Origin of the sequence: Streptosporangium sp. NPDC002721, from assembly GCF_042888905.1 — a bacterium.
Classification (GTDB): domain Bacteria; phylum Actinomycetota; class Actinomycetes; order Streptosporangiales; family Streptosporangiaceae; genus Streptosporangium.
Genome location: NZ_JBIAQI010000010.1, coordinates 174,446 through 199,156 on the forward strand (window position 1 = coordinate 174,446; position 24,711 = coordinate 199,156).

General features: G+C 71.8%; 21 protein-coding genes. 12 read left to right on the forward strand and 9 right to left on the reverse strand.

Features of this window, described 5'->3' with window-relative positions:
• Nucleotides 1-27: 27 nt before the first annotated feature.
• The 5 genes from ACFYWM_RS16190 to ACFYWM_RS16210 all read right to left on the reverse strand — a co-directional run bounded on the left by ACFYWM_RS16190 (nucleotide 28) and on the right by ACFYWM_RS16210 (nucleotide 8,597).
• Complete coding sequence (locus ACFYWM_RS16190; RefSeq protein WP_389914875.1) at nucleotides 28-2,688, reverse strand: putative bifunctional diguanylate cyclase/phosphodiesterase; 2,661 nt, start codon at nucleotides 2,686-2,688, stop codon at nucleotides 28-30.
• 281 nt (nucleotides 2,689-2,969) lie between these two features.
• Nucleotides 2,970-3,878, reverse strand: coding sequence for a 2-hydroxyacid dehydrogenase (locus ACFYWM_RS16195; protein WP_389914877.1), 909 nt, complete (start codon nucleotides 3,876-3,878; stop codon nucleotides 2,970-2,972).
• 40 nt (nucleotides 3,879-3,918) lie between these two features.
• Nucleotides 3,919-5,997 carry a VanW family protein gene (locus tag ACFYWM_RS16200; RefSeq protein WP_389914879.1) on the reverse strand — a complete coding sequence of 693 codons (2,079 nt, stop codon included), beginning with the start codon at nucleotides 5,995-5,997 and terminating at the stop codon, nucleotides 3,919-3,921.
• Nucleotides 5,998-6,135: 138 nt separating this feature from the next.
• Entirely contained in the window at nucleotides 6,136-6,831 is a 696-nt protein-coding gene (locus tag ACFYWM_RS16205) for a response regulator (RefSeq protein WP_389914881.1), read from the reverse strand.
• Nucleotides 6,828-8,597 (reverse strand): ATP-binding protein, encoded by a 1,770-nt coding sequence (locus tag ACFYWM_RS16210; protein WP_389914883.1) that lies wholly within the window; start codon nucleotides 8,595-8,597, stop codon nucleotides 6,828-6,830. Before ACFYWM_RS16210 ends, ACFYWM_RS16205 begins: the two co-directional genes overlap by 4 nt.
• Nucleotides 8,598-8,770: 173 nt before the next feature.
• Between ACFYWM_RS16210 and ACFYWM_RS16215 the strand changes: the two genes are divergently transcribed.
• The 3 genes from ACFYWM_RS16215 to ACFYWM_RS16225 are packed head-to-tail and all read left to right on the forward strand — an operon-like array spanning nucleotide 8,771 to nucleotide 11,859.
• On the forward strand, nucleotides 8,771-9,736 hold the full coding sequence (locus tag ACFYWM_RS16215; RefSeq protein ID WP_389914885.1) for a tripartite tricarboxylate transporter substrate binding protein: 966 nt from the start codon (nucleotides 8,771-8,773) through the stop codon (nucleotides 9,734-9,736).
• Nucleotides 9,736-10,362 (forward strand): tripartite tricarboxylate transporter TctB family protein, encoded by a 627-nt coding sequence (locus tag ACFYWM_RS16220; RefSeq protein ID WP_389914888.1) that lies wholly within the window; start codon nucleotides 9,736-9,738, stop codon nucleotides 10,360-10,362. The genes ACFYWM_RS16215 and ACFYWM_RS16220 overlap by 1 nt, the downstream gene beginning before the upstream one ends.
• On the forward strand, nucleotides 10,363-11,859 hold the full coding sequence (locus ACFYWM_RS16225) for a tripartite tricarboxylate transporter permease (protein ID WP_389914891.1): 1,497 nt from the start codon (nucleotides 10,363-10,365) through the stop codon (nucleotides 11,857-11,859). It begins immediately after the preceding gene.
• Nucleotides 11,860-12,041: 182 nt separating this feature from the next.
• Here the strand turns inward: ACFYWM_RS16225 and ACFYWM_RS16230 are convergent, their stop codons facing one another.
• Entirely contained in the window at nucleotides 12,042-12,419 is a 378-nt protein-coding gene (locus ACFYWM_RS16230) for an SH3 domain-containing protein (protein ID WP_389914893.1), read from the reverse strand.
• A 428-nt stretch (nucleotides 12,420-12,847) separates the two neighbouring features.
• Between ACFYWM_RS16230 and ACFYWM_RS16235 the strand changes: the two genes are divergently transcribed.
• The 9 genes from ACFYWM_RS16235 (at nucleotide 12,848) to ACFYWM_RS16275 (ending at nucleotide 21,280) form a co-directional block, all read left to right on the forward strand.
• The gene (locus ACFYWM_RS16235; RefSeq protein WP_389914896.1) at nucleotides 12,848-13,573 is read left to right on the forward strand and encodes an alpha/beta hydrolase; all 726 of its coding nucleotides are present in this window, start codon (nucleotides 12,848-12,850) and stop codon (nucleotides 13,571-13,573) included.
• Between the two features lie 97 nt (nucleotides 13,574-13,670).
• A complete protein-coding gene (locus ACFYWM_RS16240) occupies nucleotides 13,671-14,315 on the forward strand; it encodes a TetR/AcrR family transcriptional regulator (RefSeq protein ID WP_389914899.1) in 645 nt (214 codons plus the stop codon).
• Nucleotides 14,316-14,620: 305 nt separating this feature from the next.
• A complete protein-coding gene (locus ACFYWM_RS16245) occupies nucleotides 14,621-14,758 on the forward strand; it encodes a putative ATP-grasp target RiPP (RefSeq protein ID WP_350969444.1) in 138 nt (45 codons plus the stop codon).
• A 96-nt stretch (nucleotides 14,759-14,854) separates the two neighbouring features.
• A complete protein-coding gene (locus ACFYWM_RS16250) occupies nucleotides 14,855-15,865 on the forward strand; it encodes an MvdC/MvdD family ATP grasp protein (RefSeq protein ID WP_389914902.1) in 1,011 nt (336 codons plus the stop codon).
• Nucleotides 15,862-16,926: a TIGR04500 family putative peptide maturation system protein gene (locus ACFYWM_RS16255; protein ID WP_389914905.1), complete on the forward strand. Its 1,065-nt coding sequence runs from the start codon at nucleotides 15,862-15,864 to the stop codon at nucleotides 16,924-16,926. The genes ACFYWM_RS16250 and ACFYWM_RS16255 overlap by 4 nt, the downstream gene beginning before the upstream one ends.
• On the forward strand, nucleotides 16,926-17,393 hold the full coding sequence (locus tag ACFYWM_RS16260) for an NfeD family protein (RefSeq protein ID WP_389914908.1): 468 nt from the start codon (nucleotides 16,926-16,928) through the stop codon (nucleotides 17,391-17,393). The genes ACFYWM_RS16255 and ACFYWM_RS16260 overlap by 1 nt, the downstream gene beginning before the upstream one ends.
• On the forward strand, nucleotides 17,390-19,528 hold the full coding sequence (locus tag ACFYWM_RS16265) for a peptidase domain-containing ABC transporter (protein WP_389914910.1): 2,139 nt from the start codon (nucleotides 17,390-17,392) through the stop codon (nucleotides 19,526-19,528). Before ACFYWM_RS16260 ends, ACFYWM_RS16265 begins: the two co-directional genes overlap by 4 nt.
• 191 nt (nucleotides 19,529-19,719) lie before the next feature.
• On the forward strand, nucleotides 19,720-20,937 hold the full coding sequence (locus tag ACFYWM_RS16270; RefSeq protein ID WP_389914913.1) for a helix-turn-helix domain-containing protein: 1,218 nt from the start codon (nucleotides 19,720-19,722) through the stop codon (nucleotides 20,935-20,937).
• A gap of 61 nt (nucleotides 20,938-20,998) precedes the next feature.
• A complete protein-coding gene (locus ACFYWM_RS16275; RefSeq protein ID WP_389914915.1) occupies nucleotides 20,999-21,280 on the forward strand; it encodes a hypothetical protein in 282 nt (93 codons plus the stop codon).
• 196 nt (nucleotides 21,281-21,476) lie between these two features.
• On the opposite strand, the gene gatB is transcribed toward ACFYWM_RS16275, so the two are convergent.
• Genes gatB through ACFYWM_RS16290 form a run of 3 tightly spaced genes read right to left on the reverse strand, consistent with a single transcriptional unit; the run spans nucleotide 21,477 to nucleotide 24,668 of the window.
• The gene (gene gatB / locus ACFYWM_RS16280) at nucleotides 21,477-22,982 is read right to left on the reverse strand and encodes an Asp-tRNA(Asn)/Glu-tRNA(Gln) amidotransferase subunit GatB (RefSeq protein WP_389914918.1); all 1,506 of its coding nucleotides are present in this window, start codon (nucleotides 22,980-22,982) and stop codon (nucleotides 21,477-21,479) included.
• A gap of 31 nt (nucleotides 22,983-23,013) precedes the next feature.
• Nucleotides 23,014-23,583, reverse strand: coding sequence for a hypothetical protein (locus ACFYWM_RS16285; RefSeq protein WP_389914920.1), 570 nt, complete (start codon nucleotides 23,581-23,583; stop codon nucleotides 23,014-23,016).
• Nucleotides 23,580-24,668 carry an AAA family ATPase gene (locus ACFYWM_RS16290; protein WP_389914922.1) on the reverse strand — a complete coding sequence of 363 codons (1,089 nt, stop codon included), beginning with the start codon at nucleotides 24,666-24,668 and terminating at the stop codon, nucleotides 23,580-23,582. Before ACFYWM_RS16290 ends, ACFYWM_RS16285 begins: the two co-directional genes overlap by 4 nt.
• Nucleotides 24,669-24,711 lie beyond the last annotated feature (43 nt).

A 24,711-nucleotide genomic window follows, 5' to 3' on the forward strand; every position in this document is an offset into this window, starting at 1 on the left:
CACATATCTCAGAGTCCGAGATGCGAATCACGCGGGAGTGCCGAGGCTGGAGAGGCTGGTGCGCATCAGCGAGTCGACGCCGCGCGCGGCCATCGGGCGCGCCACCAGGAACCCCTGGCCCCGGGTGCAGCCCATCTCGCGCAGCAGTTCCAGCTGCTCGGGCCGCTCGATGCCCTCGGCGACCACGATCAGCCCCAGGTCGTGGCCGAGCCGCACGATCGTGCGGGTGAGCAGGGTCAGCGTCTCGTCACGGCCGAGCCCGGACACGAAGGACGGGTCGATCTTGATCATGTCGACCGGGAGCTGCCGCAGGAACGCCAGCGAGGCGTAGCCGGTGCCGAAGTCGTCGATGGCCAGCCGGACCCCGAGGGCGCGCAGCTCCGAGAGGCGGGTGATGATCTCCTCCGCGTCCTCGACCAGCATCTCCTCGATGACCTCAAGGGTGAGCGCGCTGGGCGGCAGCCCGGTCTCGACCAGGACGGCCCCGACGGTCTCCACGAAGCGCGGCGCCATGATCTGCCGGGCCGACAGGTTGAGCGAGAGCCCGATCTCCCAGGCGGAGGCGCGCCAGGTGGCCACCTCCCGGCAGGACTCGCGCAGGATCCACTCGCTCAGCGGGACGATCAGGCCGGTGTCCTCGGCCGGGCCGAGGAACTGCTCCGGCGGGACGAACTCGCCGCCCCTGCACCAGCGCACCAGCGCCTCGACGGCGGTGACGCGCGAGGTGGCCAGGTCGACCACCGGCTGGTACTCGATCGCGAACTGGTTCTCCAGCAGGGCCCGCTGCAGGTCGGCGGCGAGCTCCAGGCGTCGTACCACGTCGGCGTGCATGTGCGCGGCGAACACCTCGACCCTGCGCCCGCCCAGCTCCTTGGCCCTGGCCATCGCCACGTCGGCGTTGCGGATCAGGTCGGCGGAGGAGACGTCGTCGGCGGCGAAGGCCACCCCGACGCTCGCGGTCAGCGCGATGTCGCGGTCGGCCACCCGGAACGGCTCGGACGAGACCGTGCGGACCAGCCGTTCGGCCAGGTCGACCGCCGTCTGGGCGTCGACCGGCGCCTCCAGCAGCACCGCGAACTCGTCGCCGCCCCAGCGCGCCAGGGTGTCGTCGGCGCGTACGGTGGCGCGCAGCCTGCGGGCCGCCTGGCCGAGCAGGTAGTCGCCGCTGGCGTGACCCACCGAGTCGTTCACCGCGGTGAAGCCGTCGAGGTCCAGGAAGACCACCGCGACGTTGCTCGCGCCCGGACGGGCCAGCACCTCGCGGGTGCGCTCCTCGAAGTAGGCCCGGTTGGGCAGGCCGGTGACGCCGTCGTGGAAGGTCAGGTGGGCGACCTGGCTGCGCAGGGCCTCCTGGTCGCTGATGTCGCGGGTGGTGACGAGCAGCAGGTCCTCGCCGCGCACGTGCCGGGTGGCCACCGACTCGGCCGGTCGCCAGGTCCCGTCGGAGGCCCGGACCCGGCAGGCGACCATGCACGCGCCCGGCCCTTCTTCGGCCTCCTCCTCCAGGCTCATCGCGCTCAGCGCCGCCTGGATCCCCGGCACGTCCTCGGGGTGGATGTAGTCGAAGATCCTCCCGCCGACCAGGTCGTCGGGGCGGTAGCCGTAGGTGATCTCGACGCCCTCGCCGATCTGCCGCACCACGCCGTCGTAGTCGCACAGCAGGACCACGTCGCCCGCGCTCTCGGCGAGGTCGTGCAACTGCCGCTCGCCGAGGTGGAGCAGGCTCCGCAGCCGCCCGGTCTCCAGCAGCGTCACGAACAGGCGTACCAGCAGGACGGCGACGATCGACGCGCACACCGAGGCCAGGACCGCCGGCGGCCCCTGCACCCCGCCGCTGATCACGCGCAGGAGCACCACGACGGTGGCCACGGCGACGAGGAAGAGCGGCACGGCCGCGATCAGCGACGACGTGCTCTCGCGGACGGCCGGCTCGTCGGCGGCGGGCTTGAGCGGCCGGGTCGCGGGCCCGCTCCACGGGACCGCGGCCAGTACGAGGAACGCCGCGGGAGCGAGCCACACCCAGGTCAGGGACGGCGTGTCGCCGCCCACCCGGGCCAGCGCGGTGATCGTCTCGGAGGTCGCGACGGCGGCGAGCACGGCCAGCGCGGCCAGGCCGACCGGCCAGGCCGACCGCCGGATCGGCACCACCGCGGGGCCCACGACGCAGGCGAGGATCAGGCAGAACAGCGGGGAGGCGAAGCTGACCGCGGCGTCGCCCGCGTCACCGGCGTCGCCGTACACCGGGCCCACCAGCGACACCCAGAGGATCACCATGATCGCGGCGGCGCACACGTAGGAGTCGGCGAGGTCGCGCAGCAGGGCGTGCCCGCGCGCGGGCCTGGCCGCCGACAGCGCGGTGCCGACCGCGATCATGGCCGTACCGGCCAGGAGCACCAGGTCGGCGAAGGTCACCACGAAGGGCGCGCCGTCCGCGATCGGCCGCACCCCCACCCCGGCCAGCCAGGTGACCGAGCCTCCCGCCAGCCAGCGCCAGGCCAGCGCCCTGCGCCGGTTGACCGCCCTGGAGGCGGCGGCGAACAGCGAGCCCGCGGCGGCCGCGGCGGTGACGACGCCCGCCACCGCCTCGACGACCACGGCGGGAGCGCCGCTGACCAGAGCGGCAACGAGCCCCACCACGCCGACGGCGGCGGCGGTCAGCGGTACCCGGGGGTCACGCCAGCGGATCAATGTCGTCTGCCCATCAGTGTCGTTTGGTGTGTCTCGTCGATGTGTTTCGCTTTCGCAGCATCCCTTGCTCGCCGCATTCGCGGTGCCCGCGCGAGCACGTCGTCCTTCGTCCTCGGCGCTCGCACCGGCACAGGGCCAGTGTGTGCCGTCCGGTCCTCGCGAGGGGTGACAACGCCATAGTCGTCACCGATCTGATAACCGCGCGGGCCACGGAGATCACTTATTACCGACGGTACGCACCGCAGGTCACGAGGTAGCCACGGTCCGGATTCCTTTGCCGGTCAGTAGGAACCCGTGATCACATTTTTGAGCGGTTCGCCCGCGAGGTAGCGCAGCAGCTGGGATCGGAGCAGCTTCAGCGTGCGGCGTACCGAGGCCGGATTGCTGCCCGCGACGTGCGGGGTGACGAGAACACCCGGCGCCGTCCACAGCGGGTGGTCCCCGGGCAGGGGCTCGGGGGCGGTGACGTCGAGCGCGGCGAGGATCCTGCCCCTGCGCAGCTCGGCGACGAGGGCGTCCGTGTCGACGACCGTGCCCCTGGCCGCGTTCACCAGCAGGGCGCCGTCCTTCATCGCGGCCAGGAACCCGGCGTCCACCATGCCGGTGGTCTCGGGCGTCGAGGGGACGAGCAGCACCACCACGTCCGCTTCGGGCAGCAGGGCGGGCAGCTCGTCCAGGCCGTGCACGCCGGGCCTCGCGGTCCTGGCCACCCGGACGACGTCGACCTCGAAACCGTCGAGCCGCCGCTCCAGCGCCTCGCCGATCGAGCCGTAGCCGACGACCAGGACCGTGGAGTCGGCCAGCACGCCGGTGTGGTGGTAGGTCCACTCGCCCCGGAGCTGCGCGCGGACGAACCCGGGGAACTCCCGGAGCACGGAGATCATCGCGCCCACCACCCACTCGGCGGTGCCCGCGTCGTGCACGCCCCTGGCGTTGCACAGCGTCACCCCCTCACGCAGGTGCGGCCGGTAGGCGTCGACGCCCGCCGTGACGGTCTGCAGCAGCCGCAGGCCGGTCATCCGGGCGAGCAGCCCGGGAAGGTCGGCCACCGGCATCAGCGGCGGGATCCAGACCTCGGCCTCCTCCGCCCCCTCGGGCACCGGCTCCGTGCCGTCGTAGACGACGCACTCCACCTCCGGGAGGTCGCACAGGACATCGGCCGCGGCTTTGGAGGGGACCCAGATCTTCATGGACGCATTATCCAGCCGCGTCACCCGTGCCGCCGCCTCGCTACTCGGGCTCGCACTTCAGGTCGAGCTCGGGGCGGTAGACCGTGGTCTTCTTGACGCGCTTGATCTCCTTGCCGTCCTGCTTGAAGACGCGCCAGACGTCGATCGTGAAGCCGTTCTGGCCGACCATCTCGATGCAGTCGGGACCGCTGTCGGTGTCGCTCTTGAACGGGGTGACGTCGTATCTCTCGGACGAGATCGACTCGATCTCGTAGCGCTTGGTGCTCCAGAAGGCGACGGTGACCCCGCTGTCGTTGAAGGAGGTCTTCACCAGCACCCCGTACGGCGAGTCGTTCTTCCAGCGGAAGTCGGGCTCGGGCCAGGAGACCGTGGACTCGCGTCCGGCCGGGTAGCGGGAGATGTAGAACTCGTGCGCCACGTGCTGGACGTCCTCCAGGCCACCGAAGTAGACCGCGTTGTACATGGTGGTGACGAACTGGGAGATGCCGCCGCCGACCGAGTCGACCAGCCTGCCGCCCTGGATCATGGGGGCGGGGACGAAGCCGCGGGCCGTGTCGCGCTGGCCGATGACGCCGTTGAGAGAGAAGGTCTCGCCCGGCTTCACCAGGTAGCCGTCCAGGAGCTTGGCGATCGTCCTGATGTTGGTGACCCGGGGCGGGCAGCAGTCGTAGGGGGTGGTGAACTGGCTGATGCGCTCCTTGACGCCGAGCTTGCGCGCCTCGGCGTCGGACATCCGCGGCTTGACGGTGGCCAGGAGCACCGGGATCGTCCGGTCGCCATTGCCGTTGATCATCTCGGCCACGTCTGATGCGAGCCGCTCGTCGTCGATGCCCTTGCCCTTGCGGCCGGGCACCAGCTTCGGCTTCCCCCCGACGATCTGGAACGTGGGGTCGCGCGGGGCCAGGACGGGGTCGACGAGGTCCCCCTCCACGGAGGCCACGGCGCTCCTGGCGTCGAACTCCGGGGTCATGCCGCCGGTGCCGTCCGGCTTGAAGGACAGGTGGGCGGCGAGGGTCTCCACCGGCAGCTGGACCTGTTTGCCGGCGAAGGTCAGGGTGACCGGCCCGGACAGGGCCTCGGCCGCTCCGGCCGCGGCCTTCTTGACCGCCTCCTGCCCGGCCATCGGCTTGATCACCGAGACGGGGAGGCGGACCTCCTTCGACGGGCCGAGGAAGGCGTCCGTGATCGCGGTGACCGCGGCCTCCCGCTCCAGCTCCCTGCCGTCGCGGGGCGTCACGACGACGGGCTTGACGCCCTCGAACGTGACCGAGCCCTGGCGCACCTTGAGGTCGATCCTCTTGGCCAGGCTCGCGACCGCGGTTCGCATGCTCTCGGCGTCGGCGGAGACCTGGGGCTCCAGGTTGGTGGTGCCGGTGAAGGCCCGCCAGACCTGGGAGGGGCTGGGGAAGTCGCTGGGCGCCTGGTTGATGGTGGCGACCACGTCGAACTCCAGCCCCGACTTGACGGGGTCGAACTCGTAGCGCTTGCCCGCCGCCAGGAGGGTCATCTTCCCGGAGGCCACGCCCGTCAGGCGGTCCCTGAGCTTGTCGGCGGCCTCGGTGGCGGTCAGGCCGCCGATGTCGATGCCCCGCACGGTGGTGCCCGGCAGCATCCTGCCGGACATGATGACCGCGGGCACCGCGTAGGCGAGCCCGACGACGAACAGCACGGCGAAGACGATCAGGAAGAGCCTGCGGGCCCCGCGGCGGCGCGGGGGCGGCTCCTCGTAGCGGAGCCCGTCGGGCTGCGGGAACCCCCCGTCGCCGCCGGGGACGAGCGAGGGCTCGTCGCGGTGGGAGGGGCGCTCCGGCGGGTGGGCCATCTGCCAGGGCTGCGGAGGCCGGGGGGCGGGCGGGAGCGTCGTCCCGCGGGGCGGGGCGGGGGGACCCCCGGGACCGGGAGGGCCGCCGAGGCCGGGGGGACCGCCGAAACCGGGGGCGCCGGTGGGGCCGAAGATGTCGGGCGAGACACCCGGCGGGAGACCCGAGCCGCCCTGGGGGTGGGCGGCCTGGGGACGGTTGCCCTGGGGAGTCTGGGGACGGTTGTTCTGGGGGCGGGCGGCGGCCTGCTGACGCGGGTCGCGGGCGCCCGGCGGGACGGGGCCCGGAGGAAGCGGCACTGCCTCAAAGGGGTCCGGCGGCGGGTTCACAGGCGCTCCGGCGTTCCGCACGGCCTCCGTATCCTCCTGCTTCGCAACTTCCACCTCCGGCAACCTTAAACCACATTGGTCAACCGCCGTCCCAAAAGGAGTAACAAATCAGCCTGTCCAGCGGTAGCGGTGTTCCGGCCTTCCCGCGGTGCCGTACTTCGGGCGGAGCTCCGCCTGGCCCGCCGCGCACAGGTGTTCCAGGTACCGGCGGGCGCTGACCCTGGACAGGCCGGTGAGTGTCGCCGCCTCGGCCGCCGACAGGTCGCCGCCGCTCTCTCTGAGGGCCGCGGCGACCAGGGAACACGTGGTGCCGGACAATCCCTTGGGCAGCGGCGGCGGGACCCCCCTGACCGCGCCGAAGAGCCGGTCGATCTCGTCCTGGCGGGCCTCGTCCCCGAGGGTGGCGAGCTGCCTGCGGATCTCGGCGTACTGTTCGAGGCGCTCGGCCAGGGCGCGGGCGGTGAAGGGTTTGACCAGGTAGTTGACAGCGCCGCCGCGCATCGCCGCCCGGACGGTGGCCACGTCCCGCGCGGCGGTGATCACCAGGATGTCCACCGGGTGCACGGCCTCCCTGAGCTTCGCGAGGACGTCGAGTCCTGACATGTCCGGCAGGTAGATGTCGAGCAGCACCAGGTCGGGCCTGCGCGTCGCGGCCGACGCGATCGCGGCGCCCCCGGTGTGGACGACGTCGGCGACCGCGAAGCCGGGCGTCCTGGCGACGTAGCCGCCGTGGATCCTGGCCACCATGAAGTCGTCGTCCACGACCAGGACGCGAATCTCTCCCGCGTGCCCGTTCCCGGTCAACTCGGCACCTCCCGTTCCACGGACCCTCCGGCAGGCGGGAGCACGGGCTTCCCGGCGGGCAGGGGGGCGGGCTCCTCGGCGGGCGGGAGGGTGAGCTCCCCGGTGAGCGAGGGCGTGGACTCCCCCGTGGGTGGGAACGCGGGCTCCCCCGTGGGCGGGAGCGCGGGCTCCCCCGTGGGCGGGAGCGCGGGCTTTCCGGCGGGCAGGAGGGCGGTGAAGACGGCTCCGCCCGCGTTGTGCACCCGCACCCAGCCGCCCCGGCGCGAGCACGCCTGGCGGGTCAGGGCCAGGCCCAGGCCGCGCGGCCCGGCGTGGGCGGCCTTGGTGGTGAAGCCCTCCCTGAACACCTCGTGGACCAGGCCCGGGGTGATCCCGGGACCGGAGTCGCCGACCCGGACGCGCAGGCCGTCCGCCTCGGTGCGGACCGAGACCTCCACCGTCCCCCCGGTCTCCTGCAGCGCGTCGAGGGCGTTGGCGACCAGGTTGCCGACCACCAGGACCGCGTCGTGCGGGTCGCCGAGCATGCCCGCCTCCACCCGGGAGTCGTCGGACAGCACCAGGGTGGCGCCCCGCTCGGCCGCCTCGGCCGACTTGGCCAGCAGCAGCGCGGCCAGCGTCGGGTCGGCGACCTTCTCCCTGACACCCGAGGCGTGCCTGCTGTAGGCCTCGGTGGTCTGGGTGATGTAGCTGACGGCCGTCTCGTGCTCGCCGAGCTCCAGCAGGCCGACCACGGTGTGCATCCGGTTGGCGAACTCGTGGGCCTGCGCGCGCAGCGCGCCGGTCGTGGTGCTGGCCTGGTCGAGCTCGCGCGCCAGCCGCACCAGCTCGGTGCGGTCCCGCAGGGTGACCACCCAGCCGCTCTGCCGCTCCCGTACGGCCACCGGGGTCCGGTTGAGCACCAGCACCCGGTCGCGGTGGAGCACCACCCGGTCGTCGCCGGGGTCCACGCCGTCCAGCACGTCCCGCATCCGTTCGGACAGCGGCATCTCCCGCAGGCTGCGGCCGACGTCGTGCTGGGAGAGGCCGAGCAGGTCGCGTGCCGCGTCGTTGACCAGCGTGACCCGCCCCTGGAGGTCGAGGGCGAGCACGCCCTCCTTGACGCCGTGCAGCACGCCCTCGCGCTGTTCGAGCAGGGCCGCGATCTCCCCCGGTTCCAGGCCGAACGTCTGGCGGCGTACCCGCCGGGCGATCAGCGCGGCGGCGGCCGACCCGGCGACGAGGACCGCGAGGACCGTCCACAGCAGCGGCGGGAGCGCATCGCCGAGTTCGTCGGCGACGGTCCCCTCCAGTATCCCGACCGAGGCCAGGCCGATGACCTGCCCCGAGGAGCCGAAGATCGGGGCCTTGCCGCGTACCGAGCGGCCGAGGGTGCCCGTCTGGATGCCGGTCCAGTGCCGCCCGTTCGTCATGACCTCGGAGCCGTCGGTGGACAGCCTCTTGCCGATCAGGGCCGCGTTGGGGTGGGCGTAGCGGATCTGGTCGCGGTTCGCGATCACCACGTAGTCGGCGCCGGTGGCCGCCTGCACCCCGAGCGCGATCGGCTGCAGGCTCAGCTCGGGCCTGGGCAGGCCGAACGCCTCACGCACCTGGGGAAGGCCGGCCACCGACTCGGCGATCGCCAGGGCGCGCTGCTGGTACTGGCGGTCCAGCAGGACGCGGGTGTGCTCCATCCAGACGCCCGCCGTACCGCCCACCGCGAGGAACACGATCACGGTCTGCAACACGAAAAGCTGGGTACCGAGCGAGGCGTTGAGTAAGCGTCGCACGAGTCAACTCCCTGATCAGGGCCTCGATGAAAGCAGTCCGAGGTAACGGCGAGGTCGCGAAAAGGTGTGACCAATATGACCGATACGACGGCAAACACGCAAAGGATCGACAGGGTGGCCTCCTGAAGTCACCATCCTCACCACGCTTTGTTCATATTTGTTTGGAGCAGACCATGCGTCTTCGGAGACTGGCCGCCCTCGCGGTGCTGTCCCTCGCCGCCCTCACCGCCTGCGGTTCCGACGGCGGCTCGGGGACGAGCGCGCTGAGAATCATGGCGCCGGCCTCGCCGGGAGGCGGCTGGGACCAGACCTCCCGCGTCGCCGGGGAGGCGCTCAAGGCCGCCGACCCGTCCCGCAAGATCGAGGTCTACAACGTGCCCGGCGCGGGCGGCACCATCGGCCTGGCCCAGCTCGCGGGTGAGAAGGGCAACGGCGACCTGCTGATGACCATGGGCCTGGTCATGGTCGGCGCGATCGAGCAGAACAAGTCGAAGGTCACGCTGGCCGACACCACGCCGATCGCGAAGCTCACCGAGGAGTACGAGATCGTCGTGGTTCCCGCCGCGTCGCCGTACCAGACGCTGGGCGACCTGGTGACGGCGTGGAAGGCCGACCCGACGAAGATCGCCATCGCGGGCGGTTCCGCCGGGGGCACCGACCACATCGTGGCGGGCCTGATGGCCAAGGCCGCGGGGATCGACCCCAAGCAGGTCAACTACATCGCCCACTCCGGCGGCGGCGAGGCGCTCAACGCGCTGCTCGGCGGGAAGGTCGCGCTGGGCGTCTCCGGCATCGGCGAGTTCGCCGAGCACGTGAAGTCCGGCAAGCTGCGCGCCCTCGGCGTCAGCTCCCCCGAGCGGCTCGGCAACGTGGACGCCCCGACCCTCAAGGAGGCGGGCCTGGACGTGGAGCTGGCCAACTGGCGCGGTTTCGTCGCGCCCGGCGGGCTGGACGACGAGGCGAAGAAGAGGCTCACCGACCTGGTCACCAAGATGCACGACTCCCCGGCGTGGAAGGACGCGGTGATCAAGAACGGCTGGACCGACGTCTTCCAGACCGGGCAGCCGTTCGCCGACTTCCTCACGGCGGAGCAGACCAAGGTCAAGGCCGTCATCGCGGAGATGGGCCTCGTCTCCTGATGCCTCCCGCAGAAGACCCTTCCGGTCCCACCGGCAGCGGTCCCACCGGTCCCGGCGCCGCCGGGGCCGGGACCGGTCCCCTCCCGGGCTCCGGGGGCGACGCGGACCCGCCTCCCGGCACGGCGCGCGAGGGCGAGGCAGGGTGGTCGTGGCGGCGGCCCGAGCTGGGGCTGGCGGTGCTGGTCCTCGCGCTGGGGGCGTTCGTGATCGTCGGCACCGCCGACGTGACCGCCGCGGGCTCCGCCCTCGGTCTCGGGCCCCGGTTCTTCCCGGCCCTGGTCGGCGGGGCGATGCTGCTGATCGGGCTGTTCTACGTGGTCGACGTGCTCAGGGGAGGCCGTGGCGACCCCGAGGAGGCCGAGGACATCGACTCCGGCGCGCGGGCCGACTGGCGGACGGTCGCGCTGGTCAGCATGATCTTCCTCGCCTTCGCCGGGCTGCTCGACCTGCTCGGCTGGGTCATCGCGGGCGCGCTGCTCTTCTTCGGCCTGTCCGTGACGCTCGGGGCGGCCCACAAGCTGCGCGCGGGCGTCATCGCGATCGTGCTGTCCACTCTCACCTACCTGGTGTTCGTCAGGGGCCTCGGCGTGACGCTGCCGGCCGGACTGCTGTCCGGGGTGATCTGAGTGGACTCCTTCCAGCTGTTGATGGACGGCTTCGCGACCGCCCTCACCCCGATCAACCTGCTCTACGCGCTGGCGGGCGTCACGCTGGGCACGCTGGTGGGCGTTCTGCCCGGCATCGGCCCGGCGATGACCGTCGCGCTGCTGCTGCCGATCACGTTCACCGTCCCCCCGGCGAGCGCGTTCATCATGTTCGCGGGCATCTACTACGGCGGCATGTACGGCGGGTCGACCACCTCGATCCTGCTCAACACGCCGGGCGAGAGCTCCTCGATGATCACCGCCCTCGAGGGCAACAAGATGGCCAAACGCGGCCGGGCCGCGCAGGCGCTGGCGACGGCCGCGATCGGCTCGTTCGTCGCGGGCACCATCGCCACCGCGCTGCTGGTCGTCGCGGCGCCCCTGGTGGTGGACTTCGCGATCTCCTTCGGGCCCGAGGACTACTTCGCGCTCGCCGTCCTGGCCTTCACCGCGGTGTCCTCGGTGCTGTCCCGCTCCGTCGTACGGGGGCTGGCCTCACTGAGCCTCGGCCTGGTCATCGGGCTCGTCGGCATCGACCAGCAGACCGGGCAGGCCAGGCTGACCCTGGGCATCCCGCAGCTGCTCGACGGCATCGACGTGGTGATCGTCGCGGTCGGGCTGTTCGCCCTGGGCGAGGTGCTCTACGTCGCCTCGCGGCTGCGGCACGGCCGGCCCGAGGTGGTCCCGGTCGGCCGGGCGTTCCTCGGCCGCTCCGACTGGTCGCGCTCCTGGCGGCCGTGGCTGCGCGGCACCGCGCTCGGCTTCCCGTTCGGCGCGCTGCCCGGCGGCGGCGCGGAGATCCCGACGTTCCTGTCGTACTCGATCGAGAAGCGCCTGGCGCGCGGGGTCGCCCGCGAGGAGTACGGCAAGGGCGCCATCGAGGGGGTCGCCGGTCCCGAGGCCGCCAACAACGCCTCGGCGGCGGGCACGCTCGTCCCGCTGCTCACGCTGGGCCTGCCCACCTCGGCGACGGCCGCGATCCTGCTCGCGGCCTTCCAGCAGTACGGGCTGCAGCCGGGCCCGCAGCTGTTCGACCACAACCCGGCGCTGGTCTGGGGCATGATCGCCTCGCTGTTCGTGGGCAACACCATGCTGCTGGTGCTCAACCTGCCGCTGGCCCCGCTCTGGGCACGGGTGCTGCGCATCCCCCGGCCGTACCTCTACTCGGGGATCGTGCTGTTCGCGGCGCTCGGCGTCTACGCGCTGAACTCCTCCTGGGTGGAGCTGGTCATCCTCTACATCCTGGGGCTGCTCGGTTTCGCGATGCGCCGCTTCGGCCTGCCGGTGGCCCCGGCGGTGATCGGCCTGATCCTGGGCCCGATGGCCGAGATCCAGCTCCGCCGGGCCCTGGCCATCGGCGCGGGCGACGTGACGGTGCTGGTCAGGAGCCCGATCGCGGCGACGCTGCTGGTCGTCTCGCTCCTGGCGCTGTGCACGCCCCTCATCAGGAAGGTGGCCGCCCGCCGTCGCGGCGCCTGAACGGAAGGACGCCTGGACGGCGGCACGCGGGCACGGACCTCCGTCCGTGCCCGTTTCCGTTTCGGTCTTTCCTCATCTTTCCGCCGCGCGTTCTCCCGTACGGGCGCACGACCCGGCCCCACAACGGGAACGGCCGCCCGGCCGTGGGGAGCCGGGCGGCCGGGCTCATCCCGGGAAAGGGGCTATTCCCGCAGGGTGTCGACGGCGGGACCGGTGAACTTCTGGCCGTCCTCCCTGGCCAGGTAGGTGCACGAGACCCATCCCGTGGTGCCGGAGGGCAGCCCCGAGGCGGACCTGGCGCCCAGCCGGAACCTGCACCAGCCGCCCGTCGTGCCGACGATCTGCCCGTAGTCGCCGTAGTAGAGGTAGCCGATGACCGTCGATCCTCCGGCACTCGACCGCAGGCGCACCCCGTCGGCGACCACCACCGCGTCCACTCCGGGGGCCGCCAGGACGACGGGAGCGTCGTTCACGGGAGCCGCCTGGGCGGGAACGGCCGCGACGGCGATTCCCGCGACGGCCGCCAACGTCACGGCGGCGAATGTCAGAAGCCTTTTCATTGAGCGCTCTTCCGATCGTGAGGTCAGGTCATGTCGGAGTGAAAGCTGAGACTGCAGTGATTACTGTGCAAGTTGTTAAGAATTTCGTCAACACTTATTCAATTCCAGAAATGTGAATTACCACATCAAAAAGGCCCCTCCGATTACCGGAACGCACACGACCGAAAGGAGCCGCGCCCTTCACTCCTCGAACCGGGGGGCGCGGCGCCCCCCGGGGAGCCCGCGCCACACCTCCCACCAGGCCGTTTCGTCCGGAGCGGGCGCCGCGACGCCATCCATACAAGCTGTCTATACATGGTGTATGGTCTGCGCGTACGACGCCGCCGACCAGGACCGCCTCCGGCGCGCACGACCCCCGCGCGGGCGGTCACGGGTCGCCCGAGGTGGACATGTCCTCTCCGGCATGGACCACCGAACAAGGAGATCTCTTGCAGGAAATCGCGAACCGCGCCACGTTCCTTCTCGTGCACGGGGGCCATCACGGGCCGTGGAGTTGGGAGAGGCTGCGGAACGTGCTCGACGAAAGGGGCTGGGCGAGCCGCGCGGTGAGCCTGCCCAGCGCCGTCGAGGACGCGTCCGGCGCCGAACCGCTCCCCGGCATGTACGACGACGCCGCGGTCATCCGTAAAGCCGTCGACGACATCACCGGACCGGTGATCGTGGTGGCCCATTCGTACGGCGGAGTACCGGCCACCGAGGCCGTCGCCGGTGCGGACAACGTCGCGCACATCGTTTACGTGGCCGCTTACATGCTGGACGTCGGTGAGGGGATGTTCCAGACGCACGGGGTCCCCGTTCCGGATTCCCTGGACGGACTGCGGCCCCCGGAGAATCCCGACCTCAACCTGCCCGCCGCCTTCTACGACGGCGACGCGACGAATCCGGAGACCGCCGAGGCGATCTCCCGCCTGGTCCCGCAGACCGTGCGCGCCGACTTCGAGGTGGTGACACGGGCCGGCTGGCGTACGACGCCGAACAGCTATGTCATTCCGGACGCGGACGTCTCCCTCACCGGGAGCATCGCGGAGCGAATGGCCGCGCGCGCGGAAACCGTCTACCGCTGCCCGGGACACCACGCGCCGTTCCATTCGAATCCCGGGGAGTTCGCGGACATCCTCATGGACGTCGCCGCGCGGTCGTCCGCGGCCGGATAGGCCGTCCGCGCGCGACCGGCCGGCCGGGGTGCCGGGGCGTCTTCGCAGGTGGCGAAGCCCGCCGGGACACGATCCGTACCGGCCCTAGTATGTGGCCATGACCTCTGTGACCCGCAGGCGCAAGGAGGGTGCCGAGCGACCGGCCCCCGCCGAGGCGCAGCTCCTGGCCGCGGTCGAGCGGCTCCTCAAGAGGGGTGAGGTCTTCACGGAGATCAGCGTGCGGCAGATCCTTGAGGAGGCGGGCCTGTCGCGCGCCACCTTCTACGCGCACTTCCGCGACAAGTCCCAGCTGCTCGTCCGGCTTTCCGACGCCCTGAGAAGCAGGCTGGTGGAAATGGCCAGGAAATGGGACCCGAGCGCCGGGGAGGACGGCGCGGCCAGATACGCGGAATTCTTCATGGAGGTCATCGCGATCCATCGGGAGAATTTCGCGATACTGTCCGCGATGAGGGAGCTGGCCTCCTACGACCCGGCCGTACGGGACTTCTACACCGCCGATCTGGAACAGTTCGACGAGGCCGTCCACAAGACGCTCGTCGACGAACAGGCGTCGGGCTCGACGCCCCCCGACCTGGACGCCACGGCGGCGAGCCGGGTGATCGTCTGGGGTGGCGCGCAGGCGATCGCCCGGCACATCGGCGTGGACGACGGGAGCGGCGACGCGGTCTTCGCGCGCGAGCTCGGCAGGATCTGGTGGTACGGCGCCTATCGCCGCCCCGGCGAGCAGCCCGCCCCGACCTGACCGTCCCGAACCGACCGTCCCGAACCGGTCACTCCGAACCGGCCGTCCCGAACCGGCCTTCCCGAACCGGCCGGCGGCGCTCCGGGCCGCGATCGCGACCGCCCGCCCTCACATGACCGCGGCGTGCCCTCACGTGGCCACGCGCCAGGTCCCGGGCGCCTCAAGCGGAGCACAAGTGGTCCACAAGTGATCGTTCCTAGATTCCTCCGTACAGCCGGGGACCGAACGCGGAACCCGGCGCCCGGCTCTCGGCACCGAGGCCGGAGGACAAGCGGGTCGCGACCACGCGGCCGAGAGGAATGATCATGTCGAAGATCACGATTGACGACCTGCCCTTCGAGGGCGCCGAGCTGGCCGAGGCCGAGCTGGGCCAGGTCTCCGGCGGCAAGTGGTCGGTCAGCGCCTGGAAGAAGGACCTGCCGTGCGAGTGGTGGCAGTACTAGTCCTCGCGTACCACCACTCGACCTCATACCGCCGATAGGTACGGCACGGCGGAACGGGAGACCCGTTCCGCCGCGCCTTCGAGACGGGACCGGACAGTGATTCTGATCATCAGCAGGCGAGGGGACGGGGCGGTCGAGCGGGTCATGACCGCGCTCCGGCGGCGCGGCGCCCGCCTGATGGGGCCGGACACCACCGCCGCCGGCGGCGGGACGCCGGTGCTGTGGTGGGACACCGGCGACTTCCCGGGCCGCAGCCGGATCACCGCCTCGTTCTCCGGCGGGGAGCGACGGCTGCTGCTGGACACCGGCACCGAGACGATCGACCTGTCCCGCGTCACCGCGGTCTGGCGCAGCCGCCCCGGCGCGCCCCGCGCGGCCGGCACCGTGACCGAGCCGAGCCACCGCGCACACGTCGACCATCAGGCGGAGTTCATGCTGGACGGGGTGTGGAGCCTGCTGCCCGCGCGCTGGCTGCCCGGCCGCCGGGCGGACGAGCGCCGCGCGCACAACAAGATCTTCCACATGGCCCGCGCGATCGAGCTGGGCTTCTCCGTACCCGACACGGTCTACACCAACGACCCCGCGGAGCTGGTGGGCGCGTACGAGTCGGCGGAGCGGCTGGTCGCCAAGCAGATCACCGCCGAGCCGTTCCAGGTCGACGGCGCCGAGCACCGCGCGTTCACCACCGTGGTCACCCGCCGCCACCTGACCTCCCGGCACCGGGTGCAGCACGAGCCGGTGATCCTGCAGCCCTACGTTCCCAAGGCGGTCGAGCTGCGGGTGATCGTCGTGGGCGAGCGGGTGTTCGCCGCGGAGATCGACGCGTCGGCCTCCCGGGCGGCGAGGGACGACTGGCGGCACTACGACAACGACCGCGTCAGGTACGGCGCGCACGAGCTGCCCGCCGAGGTGGCGTCGCGCTGCGCCCTGCTGGTCGCCGACGTCGGCCTGACCTACGCGGCGCTGGACCTCATCGTCACCCCCGGCGGCGAGTACGTCTTCCTGGAGCTGAACTCCAACGGCGCATGGGGGTTCGTCGAACTGTGGACCGGGCTGCCCGTCAGCGACGCGATCGCGGGCTGGCTCATGGACGGAGGAACGCCGTGACCGATTTCGCGATGGCCCTGCAGTCGGGGGCCTCCCTGCTCCGTACGCTGCCCCGCAGGAACGCGGGCGTCGCCGACGCTCGCCGCGCGGTCGGCGAGTGGGCGGCTCGGCATCCGGGCGTCCGTGCGCAGCTCGTCGTCGACCGGCGCCCCGGAACCCCGGTGGTCGACTACGACCTGCTGCTCGACCATCCCGACGGCGGCACGGTCGCGCTGACCGCCCCTCCCGAGGACGGGGTGCCCTGGCTGATCGACCACTCGACGCACTGGGCGGCCGGACACCTGGTCAGCGTCAACGAGGTGGACGTGACGGTCCCCCAGGCGCTGACGATGCTGCGCTCGCTCTCCCGGCGGGACGCGTCGCCGTACCAGGAGATCATCGACCAGTGCCTGCTCGTCGAGGCCGCCGGGGACACCGGGGACGCTTCCGGGAGCGCGCCGCTCACCGCCGCCGACCTCCAGGCCACGGCCGACGAGTTCCGCAGGGGGCGTGGGCTGCACGACCGCGCCTCGACCCTGGCCTGGATGACCGAGGCGGGCATGTCGGGCGAGCAGTTCGAGGCGTACATCACCGAGATCGCCCGCCGCCGCCGGTTCCGCCGGGACAGGGAGGCAGAGCTGGCCCCGGGCCACCTGGCCGCGAACTCCGGTGACTTCGCCCGGGTCGGGGCCGTGTGGGTCACCGGCGAGGAGAAGGTGACCGCCGACACCACGACCGACCTCCTCACCGTCCTCGCCTCGCTCGGAGAGACCTCGGGGACCTCGCTCACGGAGACGGTGTCGCCCTCACCCGAAAAAGCCTCGGGGACCTCGTTCACGGAGACCTCGGTGACCTTCGCGACCCGCTGGGAGGCGGAGCTGCCGGAGGCACTGCGCGGTGTGGAGCCCGGACGGGTCGTCGGCCCGGTGGAGCTGCCCGACGGCGGCTTCCTGACCGGCGCCGTCCTGTCCAGGAGCCCGGCCGGTGACGACGCGGAGACGCTGGCCGCCGCCGGGCGCGCCGCCTTCACCGGCTGGCTGGCGGAGCGCCGCGCCGCGGCCACGATCGAGTGGCACTGGTGATGATCGACCCGGACCGCACCCAGGCCGTCCCCGCGTCCGGCCGGCACAGGGTCAGACACTGGGAGGACGCCGAGGGGTACCGCACCCGGCCCCCCTACGCGCCCCCCGCCGCCGCCCAGCCCTCGGCGACCGCTTCCGGACCCCACCCGCAGCCCCCGACCACCGCTTCCGGACCCCACCCGCAGCCCCCGGCCACCGGCTCCGATTCCCGCCCACAGCCCGCACCGCCCTCCTCCGATTCCCGCCCGCAGCCCTCGCCGTCCGGCTCTCCCGCCGGGAGCGCTCAGGGGCAGGGTCGGCTCGTCTACCGGGAGGAGGCGATGCGCCGGCACGTCCAGGCCCGCGCCGCCGCCCGGATGCCGCTGGTGATCAGCGGTCCGTCGTTCCTGCTGCTGTGGATCGCGGTCGCCGCCATCCTGGTGGCCGGAGCCGTGCTGCTCACGTTCGCGCTGGGAGCGGGCCGATGAGGAGCCGCGTACCGGTCCTGCTGCAGAACACCGTCACCGAGTGCGGCGCGGCGTGCCTGGCCATGGTGCTCTGCCACCACGGCCAGCGCACCACGCTGCACCAGGTGTCCGAACGGCTCCAGGTCGGCAGGGACGGGCTGAGCGCCAAGGCCATCGTGGAGGGCGCCCGCGAGCACGGCCTGAAGGCGCGCGCCTTCTCCCTCGCGCCCGAGGACCTGGCGCGCGTGCCGCTCCCCGCGGTCGCGCACTGGGAGTTCAACCACTTCGTCGTGGTCGAGCGCTGGTCTCCCGACCGGGTGGACCTCGTCGACCCCGGCCGGGGCCGCCGCCGCCTCACCCCGGAGGAGTTCAGCGCCGGGTTCACCGGCGTGCTGCTGGTCTTCGAACCCGGCGAGGGTTTCCACCGGGGCACGTCCTCGATGGCGAGCGCCTGGCGCCGCGAGTTCGTCCGTACCCTGTTCCGGCGCCGGCGCGGCCTGCTCGCGCAGGTCATCGCGGCCTCGCTGCTGCTGCAACTGCTGGGGCTGGCGCTGCCCTTCCTGTCCCAGCTGCTGATCGACAGGGTCATCCCGTCGCGGGGAGCGGACCTGCTGCCCCTGCTGGGCGGAGCCGTGCTGCTGGCCGGGGTGGCCCAGTTCGTGATCGGCTACCTGCGGGCGGCACTGCTGGTGGCCGTACGGGCCCGTGCCGACCAGGAGCTCACCGAGGGGGTGATCGGCCACCTGGTGGCGCTGCCGTACCGCTACTTCGCGCAGCGCGGCAAGGGCGACCTGCTGACCCGGGCCGCCAGCGTCGCCACGCTGCGCGACATCCTCACCGGCCAGATCGTGGCGGCGCTGCTGGACGGCCCGCTGGCCGTCGGCTACCTCGTGCTCGTGTATGTCTGGGACCCCGTCTTCGGGCTGGCGCTGACCGGGGTGGTCCTGGTTCAGGGACTCCTGGTGCTGGCCAGCACCCGGCGGATCAACATGCTCACCCAGCAGGAGCTGGCCGCCTTCTCCGCGTCGCAGAGCAGCCTCATCCAGGCGATCACCGGCATCGAGACGCTGAAGGCGTCCGGGTCCGAGAAGCGGGCGGTGGAGCAGTGGTCGGCCCACTTCACCCAGCAGCTCAACGCCGACGTGCGCAGCGGCCTCACCCAGGGCCTGGTGGAGGCCGCGCTGTCCGCGATCCGGGTGATCGCCCCGCTCGGCCTGCTGTGGCTCGGCACGTGGCGGGTCCTCGACGGGGAGCTGACCGTGGGCGCGCTGATCGCTCTCAACGCCATCGCGCTCGGCGCCCTCACCCCGCTGGGCTCGCTGATGACCGGCCTGCAGAGCCTGCAGCAGGCGGGCGCGCACTTCGACCGCCTGTCCGACATCCTGGCCTCGGAGCCCGAGCCCAGCGACGGCATCGAGGTGCTGCGGCTGCGCGGCGCGGTGGAGCTGCGCGGCGTGGGCTTCCGGCACGACCCCCGCGGCCCGTGGGTGGTGCGGGACGTCTCGGTCTCCATCCGGCCGGGGCAGAAGGTCGCCCTGGTGGGCGCCTCAGGGTCGGGCAAGAGCACGCTGGCCAGGCTGCTGCTGACGCTGCACACCCCGGTCGAGGGCGAGATCCTGTACGACGGCGTCCCGGCCTCCGAGCTCAACCTGCGCACCCTGCGCCGCCAGTTCGGCGTGGTCAGCCAGGACCCGTCCCTGTTCAGCGGCTCGATCCGGGAGAACATCGCGCTGAACTCCCCCGACGCGCCCCTGGAACGGGTGGTCGCCGCGGCCCAGGTGGCGGCGCTGCACGATGAGATCATGGCCATGCCGATGGGGTACGAGACGATGCTGACCGACGGCGGCGGCCTCTCCGGCGGCCAGCGCCAGCGGCTCTCCCTGGCCCGCGCCCTCCTGTCGCGGCCGAAGATCCTGCTGCTCGACGAGGCCACCAGCAACCTCGACAGCGCCACCGAGGCGACCATCGAGTCCAACCTGTTCTGGCTCACCCAGACCCGGATCGTGATCGCCCACCGGCTGAGCACGGTCCGGGACGCCGACCTGATCCTGGTGGTCGACTCCGGCCACGTGGTGGAACGCGGCACCCACGACGAGCTGATGGCCGCGGGCGGCAGGTACGCCGAACTCGTCGCCGCCCAGACCACATCCGCCTGACCTCACTCACCCCGTGCGATATGGAACCAGCGTAAGTTGATCGGAATCTCAAAGTGGCGCAGCCAAATGGGTAGCGGGCCGCATTCCAAGGTATGTGGCCCTGACCAGCGGGACGTTCCCATGACATGGCGAAGGCCCCGGACATAGCCTGAGGTCGTCGAGACCATTACGGAAACGTGCGGGGCCTGCTCATGCGTGATGACGGTGCGAATACCCCCGCCGAAGAGCGAATCGGGCGGCGGATCGCCCAGGCCCGCAAGCTTCGCGGCCTGACGCAGCAGCAGCTCGCCGATCGCGTGCCCTGCTCCAAGAGCCTGATCGCCCAGGTCGAACGGGGGCACAAACCGGCCACTCAGGCCCTCGTCACCGCCGTGGCCCGAACCCTGCGGATCGGGCTCGGCGAGCTGACGGGCCAGCCCTATCTTGATCCCGAGGCGCGCGAGAACCGGATTCACCAGCGCGTCCCCGAGCTCCGGCGCGCACTCCTCACCTGGGATCTGCCCGACGAGGACATCTCGCCGCCGTCGATGGAGAGGCTCCGGGCGGACGTGCGCCGCGCGTCCACTCTGGGCAGGCAGGCTCGGTACGCCCAGCTGGGAGAGATGCTTCCGGGACTCCTGGAGGAGCTGACGAGAGCCGCGCACGTCAGCGAGGGCGCACGGAGCGAAGAACTCTTCGGGCTGCTGTCCGAGGCGTACACCGGGGTGACGGCGATCGCCTACACCCTGGGGTACTTCGACCTGCGAAGCTCCGCCATGGATCGGGTGGCGTGGGCGGCCCAGGCGTCCCAGGATCCGCTGCGCGTCGCCCGCACGCAGTGGCAGCGTTCGACCCTGTTCCTGGCGACGGCCACCTACGACAAGGGCCTGATGCTTCTGGATCGGGTTCGACGGGACATCGGTGAGGATCTTGGCCACCTGGCTCCCGCCGAACTGAGCGTGTACGGCGCGGCTCACCTCCGCTCCGCGATCTTCGCCGCTCGTGCGGCGGACCGGCAGACCGCGTTCGACCACATCGAGCACGCACGCGAGGCCGCCCGCGTGCTGGGCGGGGACGCGAACCACTATGGCCTCGAATTCGGGCCCTCCAACGTGAGGATGCATGAGGTCGCGGTCGCCGTGGAGATGTACGACGGCGGCGAGGCGGTTCGTCGCGCCCGGCACGCCACGTTCCCCTCGACGATCGCGCCGGTCCGTCTCGGCCATCACTACATCGATCTGGCGCGCGGCTGGCTCTACCACGGTGATCGCCAGAAGTCCCTGGAGATGCTGCTCGCCGCCCGCCGTGTCGCCCCCCAGCAGACGCGCAACCATCCGATGGTCCGTGAAACCGTCCGGATGCTCGTCGACCTGGAACGGCGGCGTCCCCGGGACCTCAGTGGCTTCGCGAGCTGGCTCGGCCTGCCGTAGCCCGTACGGGTTTCACAACCCGTGATACTTCACCACCCCTCGCGACGGTGACGCTTCGTACATGCACCGGAACACGGAATCACCACACGCGCCGCGCGTCGAGAGTCCGCCTCTCCTGCTGACCAAGGATCAGGCCGACGCGCTCGTCATGGCCATCGGCCACGCGTTCCCGCCCTGGAGGATCTGGCGGGCAGGCGACATCTGGTACGCCACCGGCCCGTGTCCGGTGCCGGGCTGCGTCTGCACCCGTACCCTGCACGCCCCTGCCCCGAGCGGCCTGTGCCGTCAGCTCGACGAGCACGAGCGGCAGGTCCGTACCCGGCACACCTTCACCGCTCCCTGAACAACCGCGACGGCACGGACTTCTCCACGTGTCGTCGTACATGAACTCCCGCGAGCGGTGGTGCGGACGGCCAGGGGCCGCTCGCGGGTCGTACGCGGCCGGACGGCGCTCCGGGTCTGGCGTCGTCGAGCACCGGTCGCGGCGGTGCCCCCGCCCGGAGGGGCGGGGGCACCGTTCACATCGTCCGGCCGGTGAACTACCCGGAGACGCCGAGGCGCTCCAGGATGAGCTCGCGGGCGCGGCCCGCGTCGGCCTTGCCCCGGCTGGCCTTCATGACGCCGCCGACCAGGGCGCCGACGGCGGCGACCTTGCCGTTGCGGACCTTGTCGGCCGCGTCGGCGTTGCTCGCCAGGACCTGGTCGATGATCTCCATCAGCTCGCCCTCGTCGTTGACGATCTGCAGGCCGCGGGCGGCCACCACCTCGTCGGGAGAGCCCTCGCCGTTCAGCACGCCCTCCAGCACCTGGCGGGCCAGCTTGTCGTTCAGCGCTCCCCCGGCGACCATCGCGCACACCCTGGCGATCTGGTCGGGGGTGATGCTCAGCGCGCTCAGCGGGAGCCCGGCCTCGTTGGCGCGGCGGGCCAGCTCGCCCATCCACCACTTGCGGGCGTCGGCCGGCGGGGCGCCCGCGGCGACCGTCGCCTCGACCAGGGAGATGGCGTCGGCGTTGTGCATCGCCGCCATGTCCAGGTCGGACACGCCCCACTCCTGCTGGAGCCGCTTGCGCCGCGCGCCCGGCAGCTCGGGCAGGGTGGCCTTGAGCTCGGCGACCCACGCCGGGTCGGGGGCGATCGGCACCAGGTCGGGCTCGGGGAAGTAGCGGTAGTCCTGCGCCTCCTCCTTGGACCGTCCCGAGGTGGTGGTGCCGGTGTTCTCGTGGAAGTGGCGGGTCTCCTGGATGATCCGGCCGCCGTCGGCCAGGATCGCGGCCTGGCGCTCGATCTCACCCCGCACGGAACGCTCGACGCTGCGCAGCGAGTTGACGTTCTTGGTCTCGGTGCGGGTGCCCCACTCCGAGGAGCCGCGCGGCATGAGGGAGACGTTCACGTCGAAGCGCATGGAGCCCTCCTCCATGCGCACGTCGGAGACGCCGAGGCCGCGCACCAGCTCGCGCAGCTCGATGCCGTACGCGCGGGCGACCTCGGGGGCGAGCCTGTCGGTCCCCGGGATCGGCTTGGTGACGATCTCCACCAGCGGGATGCCCGCCCGGTTGTAGTCGACGATCGAGTAGTCGGCACCGTGGATGCGGCCGGTTGCGCCACCGACGTGGGTGGACTTGCCGGTGTCCTCCTCCAGGTGGACGCGCTCGATCTCGATCCTGACGGTCTTGCCGTCGACCTCGACGTCGAGGTAGCCGTCGAAGCAGAGCGGCTCGTCGTACTGGCTGATCTGGTAGTTCTTCGGCATGTCCGGATAGAAGTAGTTCTTCCGGGCGAAGCGGCACCACTCGGCGATGGAGCAGTTGAGCGCCAGGCCGATGCGGATGGTCGCCTCGATCGCGGCGGCGTTCGCCGTCGGCAGCGAGCCGGGCAGCGCCAGGCAGACCGGGCAGACGTGCGTGTTCGGCGGGGCGCCGAACGTGGTCGGGCAGCCGCAGAACATCTTCGACGCCGTGCCCAGCTCGACGTGCGTCTCCAGGCCCAGCACCGGCTCGAAGCGCTCCAGCGCCTCGTCGTAGGGCATCAACGTCTCAGCGCTCATCGTCGCTCACCATTCCCTGCTTCATAGAACTTCACAGATAACCAAGTCCCTTCAACGCGTTCCTCGTCTCGGCCACCCAGTTCGCGTAGGCGGGCACCTGGGCCAGAACGGCGAGGTCGATGTTGCGTCCTATGTACTCGAAGTAGTCACGGGCCGGCTTGCCGCGCCGGGGGACGGTCGTGGCCAGCACCCCGGCGGGGTCGGAGATCCTCTCGACGTCGCGGGGCCGCGCCGGCAGCCTGCTGAGGTCGCTGCCCTCCAGTTTCGCCCACGCGGCGGGGTCGGCGAGCAGCCAGCCCTCCGTCTCCCCCAGCCCGATCACCGGCACCAGGTAGTGCGAGTGGTAGCGGACGCCGTCCCTGCGGCGGCGCTCGCGCTCGTCGTCGTGCGTGAAGAGCAGGTGGCAGTCGGCCGCGAGCTCCTCCAGCGCGGTGACCAGGTGCTCCCGGTCGCAGGAGACAACCTCCGTCGCCTCGACGTCGACGGCGTACGGCGACATCCAGGTGAGCTCGCGCAGCTGCCTGGAGATCACGATGCCGAGGAAGCCCTCGTCGGTCTCCCCCTCCGCGATGAGCCCAGGGACCAGCGGCCGGCTGCTCATGCCGCCGCGCCCAGGTACTTGCGGACCTGCCGGGGCGAGACGAACGTGCCCGGCTCGCCGTCCGGCTGGATCGGCTTGGCCACGGTCACCCGCGACACCCGGTCGTTGTCGGGGTCGACGCGGACCGCGGTGTCGAGGAAGGTCAGCGCGTCCGGCTCGGTCCGGTAGACCTCCGCGACGACGATCGGGGACTGGCTGGTGAGGATGAGCTGCCGCGGTGGCTCGGCACCCCCCGGCGCGGTGATCCGGCGGCGCACCCGCCGGAGCAGCTCGCCGAGCCGGGCCGGATGGACGCCGCTCTCGATCTCCTCCACCAGCAGCGTGCCCGGATGGTCGGGATCGTGCAGGGCGGCGAGCAGGCCGACGATCCGCAGGGTGCCGTCGGACAGCAGCGCCGCCGGGACCACCCCCTGGCCGTCGACGAGCAGGTCGAAGGTGCACTCCCCGCGCTCGGCGCGCGGCACCAGCCCGACGACGTCGGGGACCACCCCGGCGAGGTCGGCGGCGAGGTCGGCCAGCGCCTCCGTACCCGCCATCCGCCCGAGCACCGCGGCCAGGTTCGAGCCGTCGGCCGCGAGCGGCCCCCGGTCGGCCGAGGGGCAGCGGCGGCGCATCGCCGCGGGTGACGGCGAGTAGCGGCGCCAGGACTGGACCGTACGGCGCGGCGTGCCCTCCGGGTCGGGGTCCTCGACCATGAGCTCCAGCAGCTCCTCGGGGATGCGCTGGACCGCGTGGCTGACGACGGCCCCGCTGGACCTGGGGATCTTCAGCACCATCTCCGCGCCCACGTCGAACCTGATCGGCACCACGGAGCCTGGCTCCGGGGTGACCAGCGCCTCCACCGAGACGACGAACCCGGGCACCGCCGAGCCGTGGGCGACCCGGTGGAACTGCTCGCCCGGCAGCCCGCGGGTCGCCCCGAGCAGCCCGCCGGAACCCTCGATCTCGGCCGCCACGAAGCCCACGGCGTCGAAGAGGTTCGACTTGCCGCTCGCGTTGGGGCCGACCAGCGCGAGGAAGGGCGGCACATCGAGATCGAAGCTCAAGAAGGACTTGAACCCGTCGATCTCGATACGAGTGATCATGCCGCCGTTCTCCCTGTCACCTGTCGCCCCCTCGTCCCCGTCC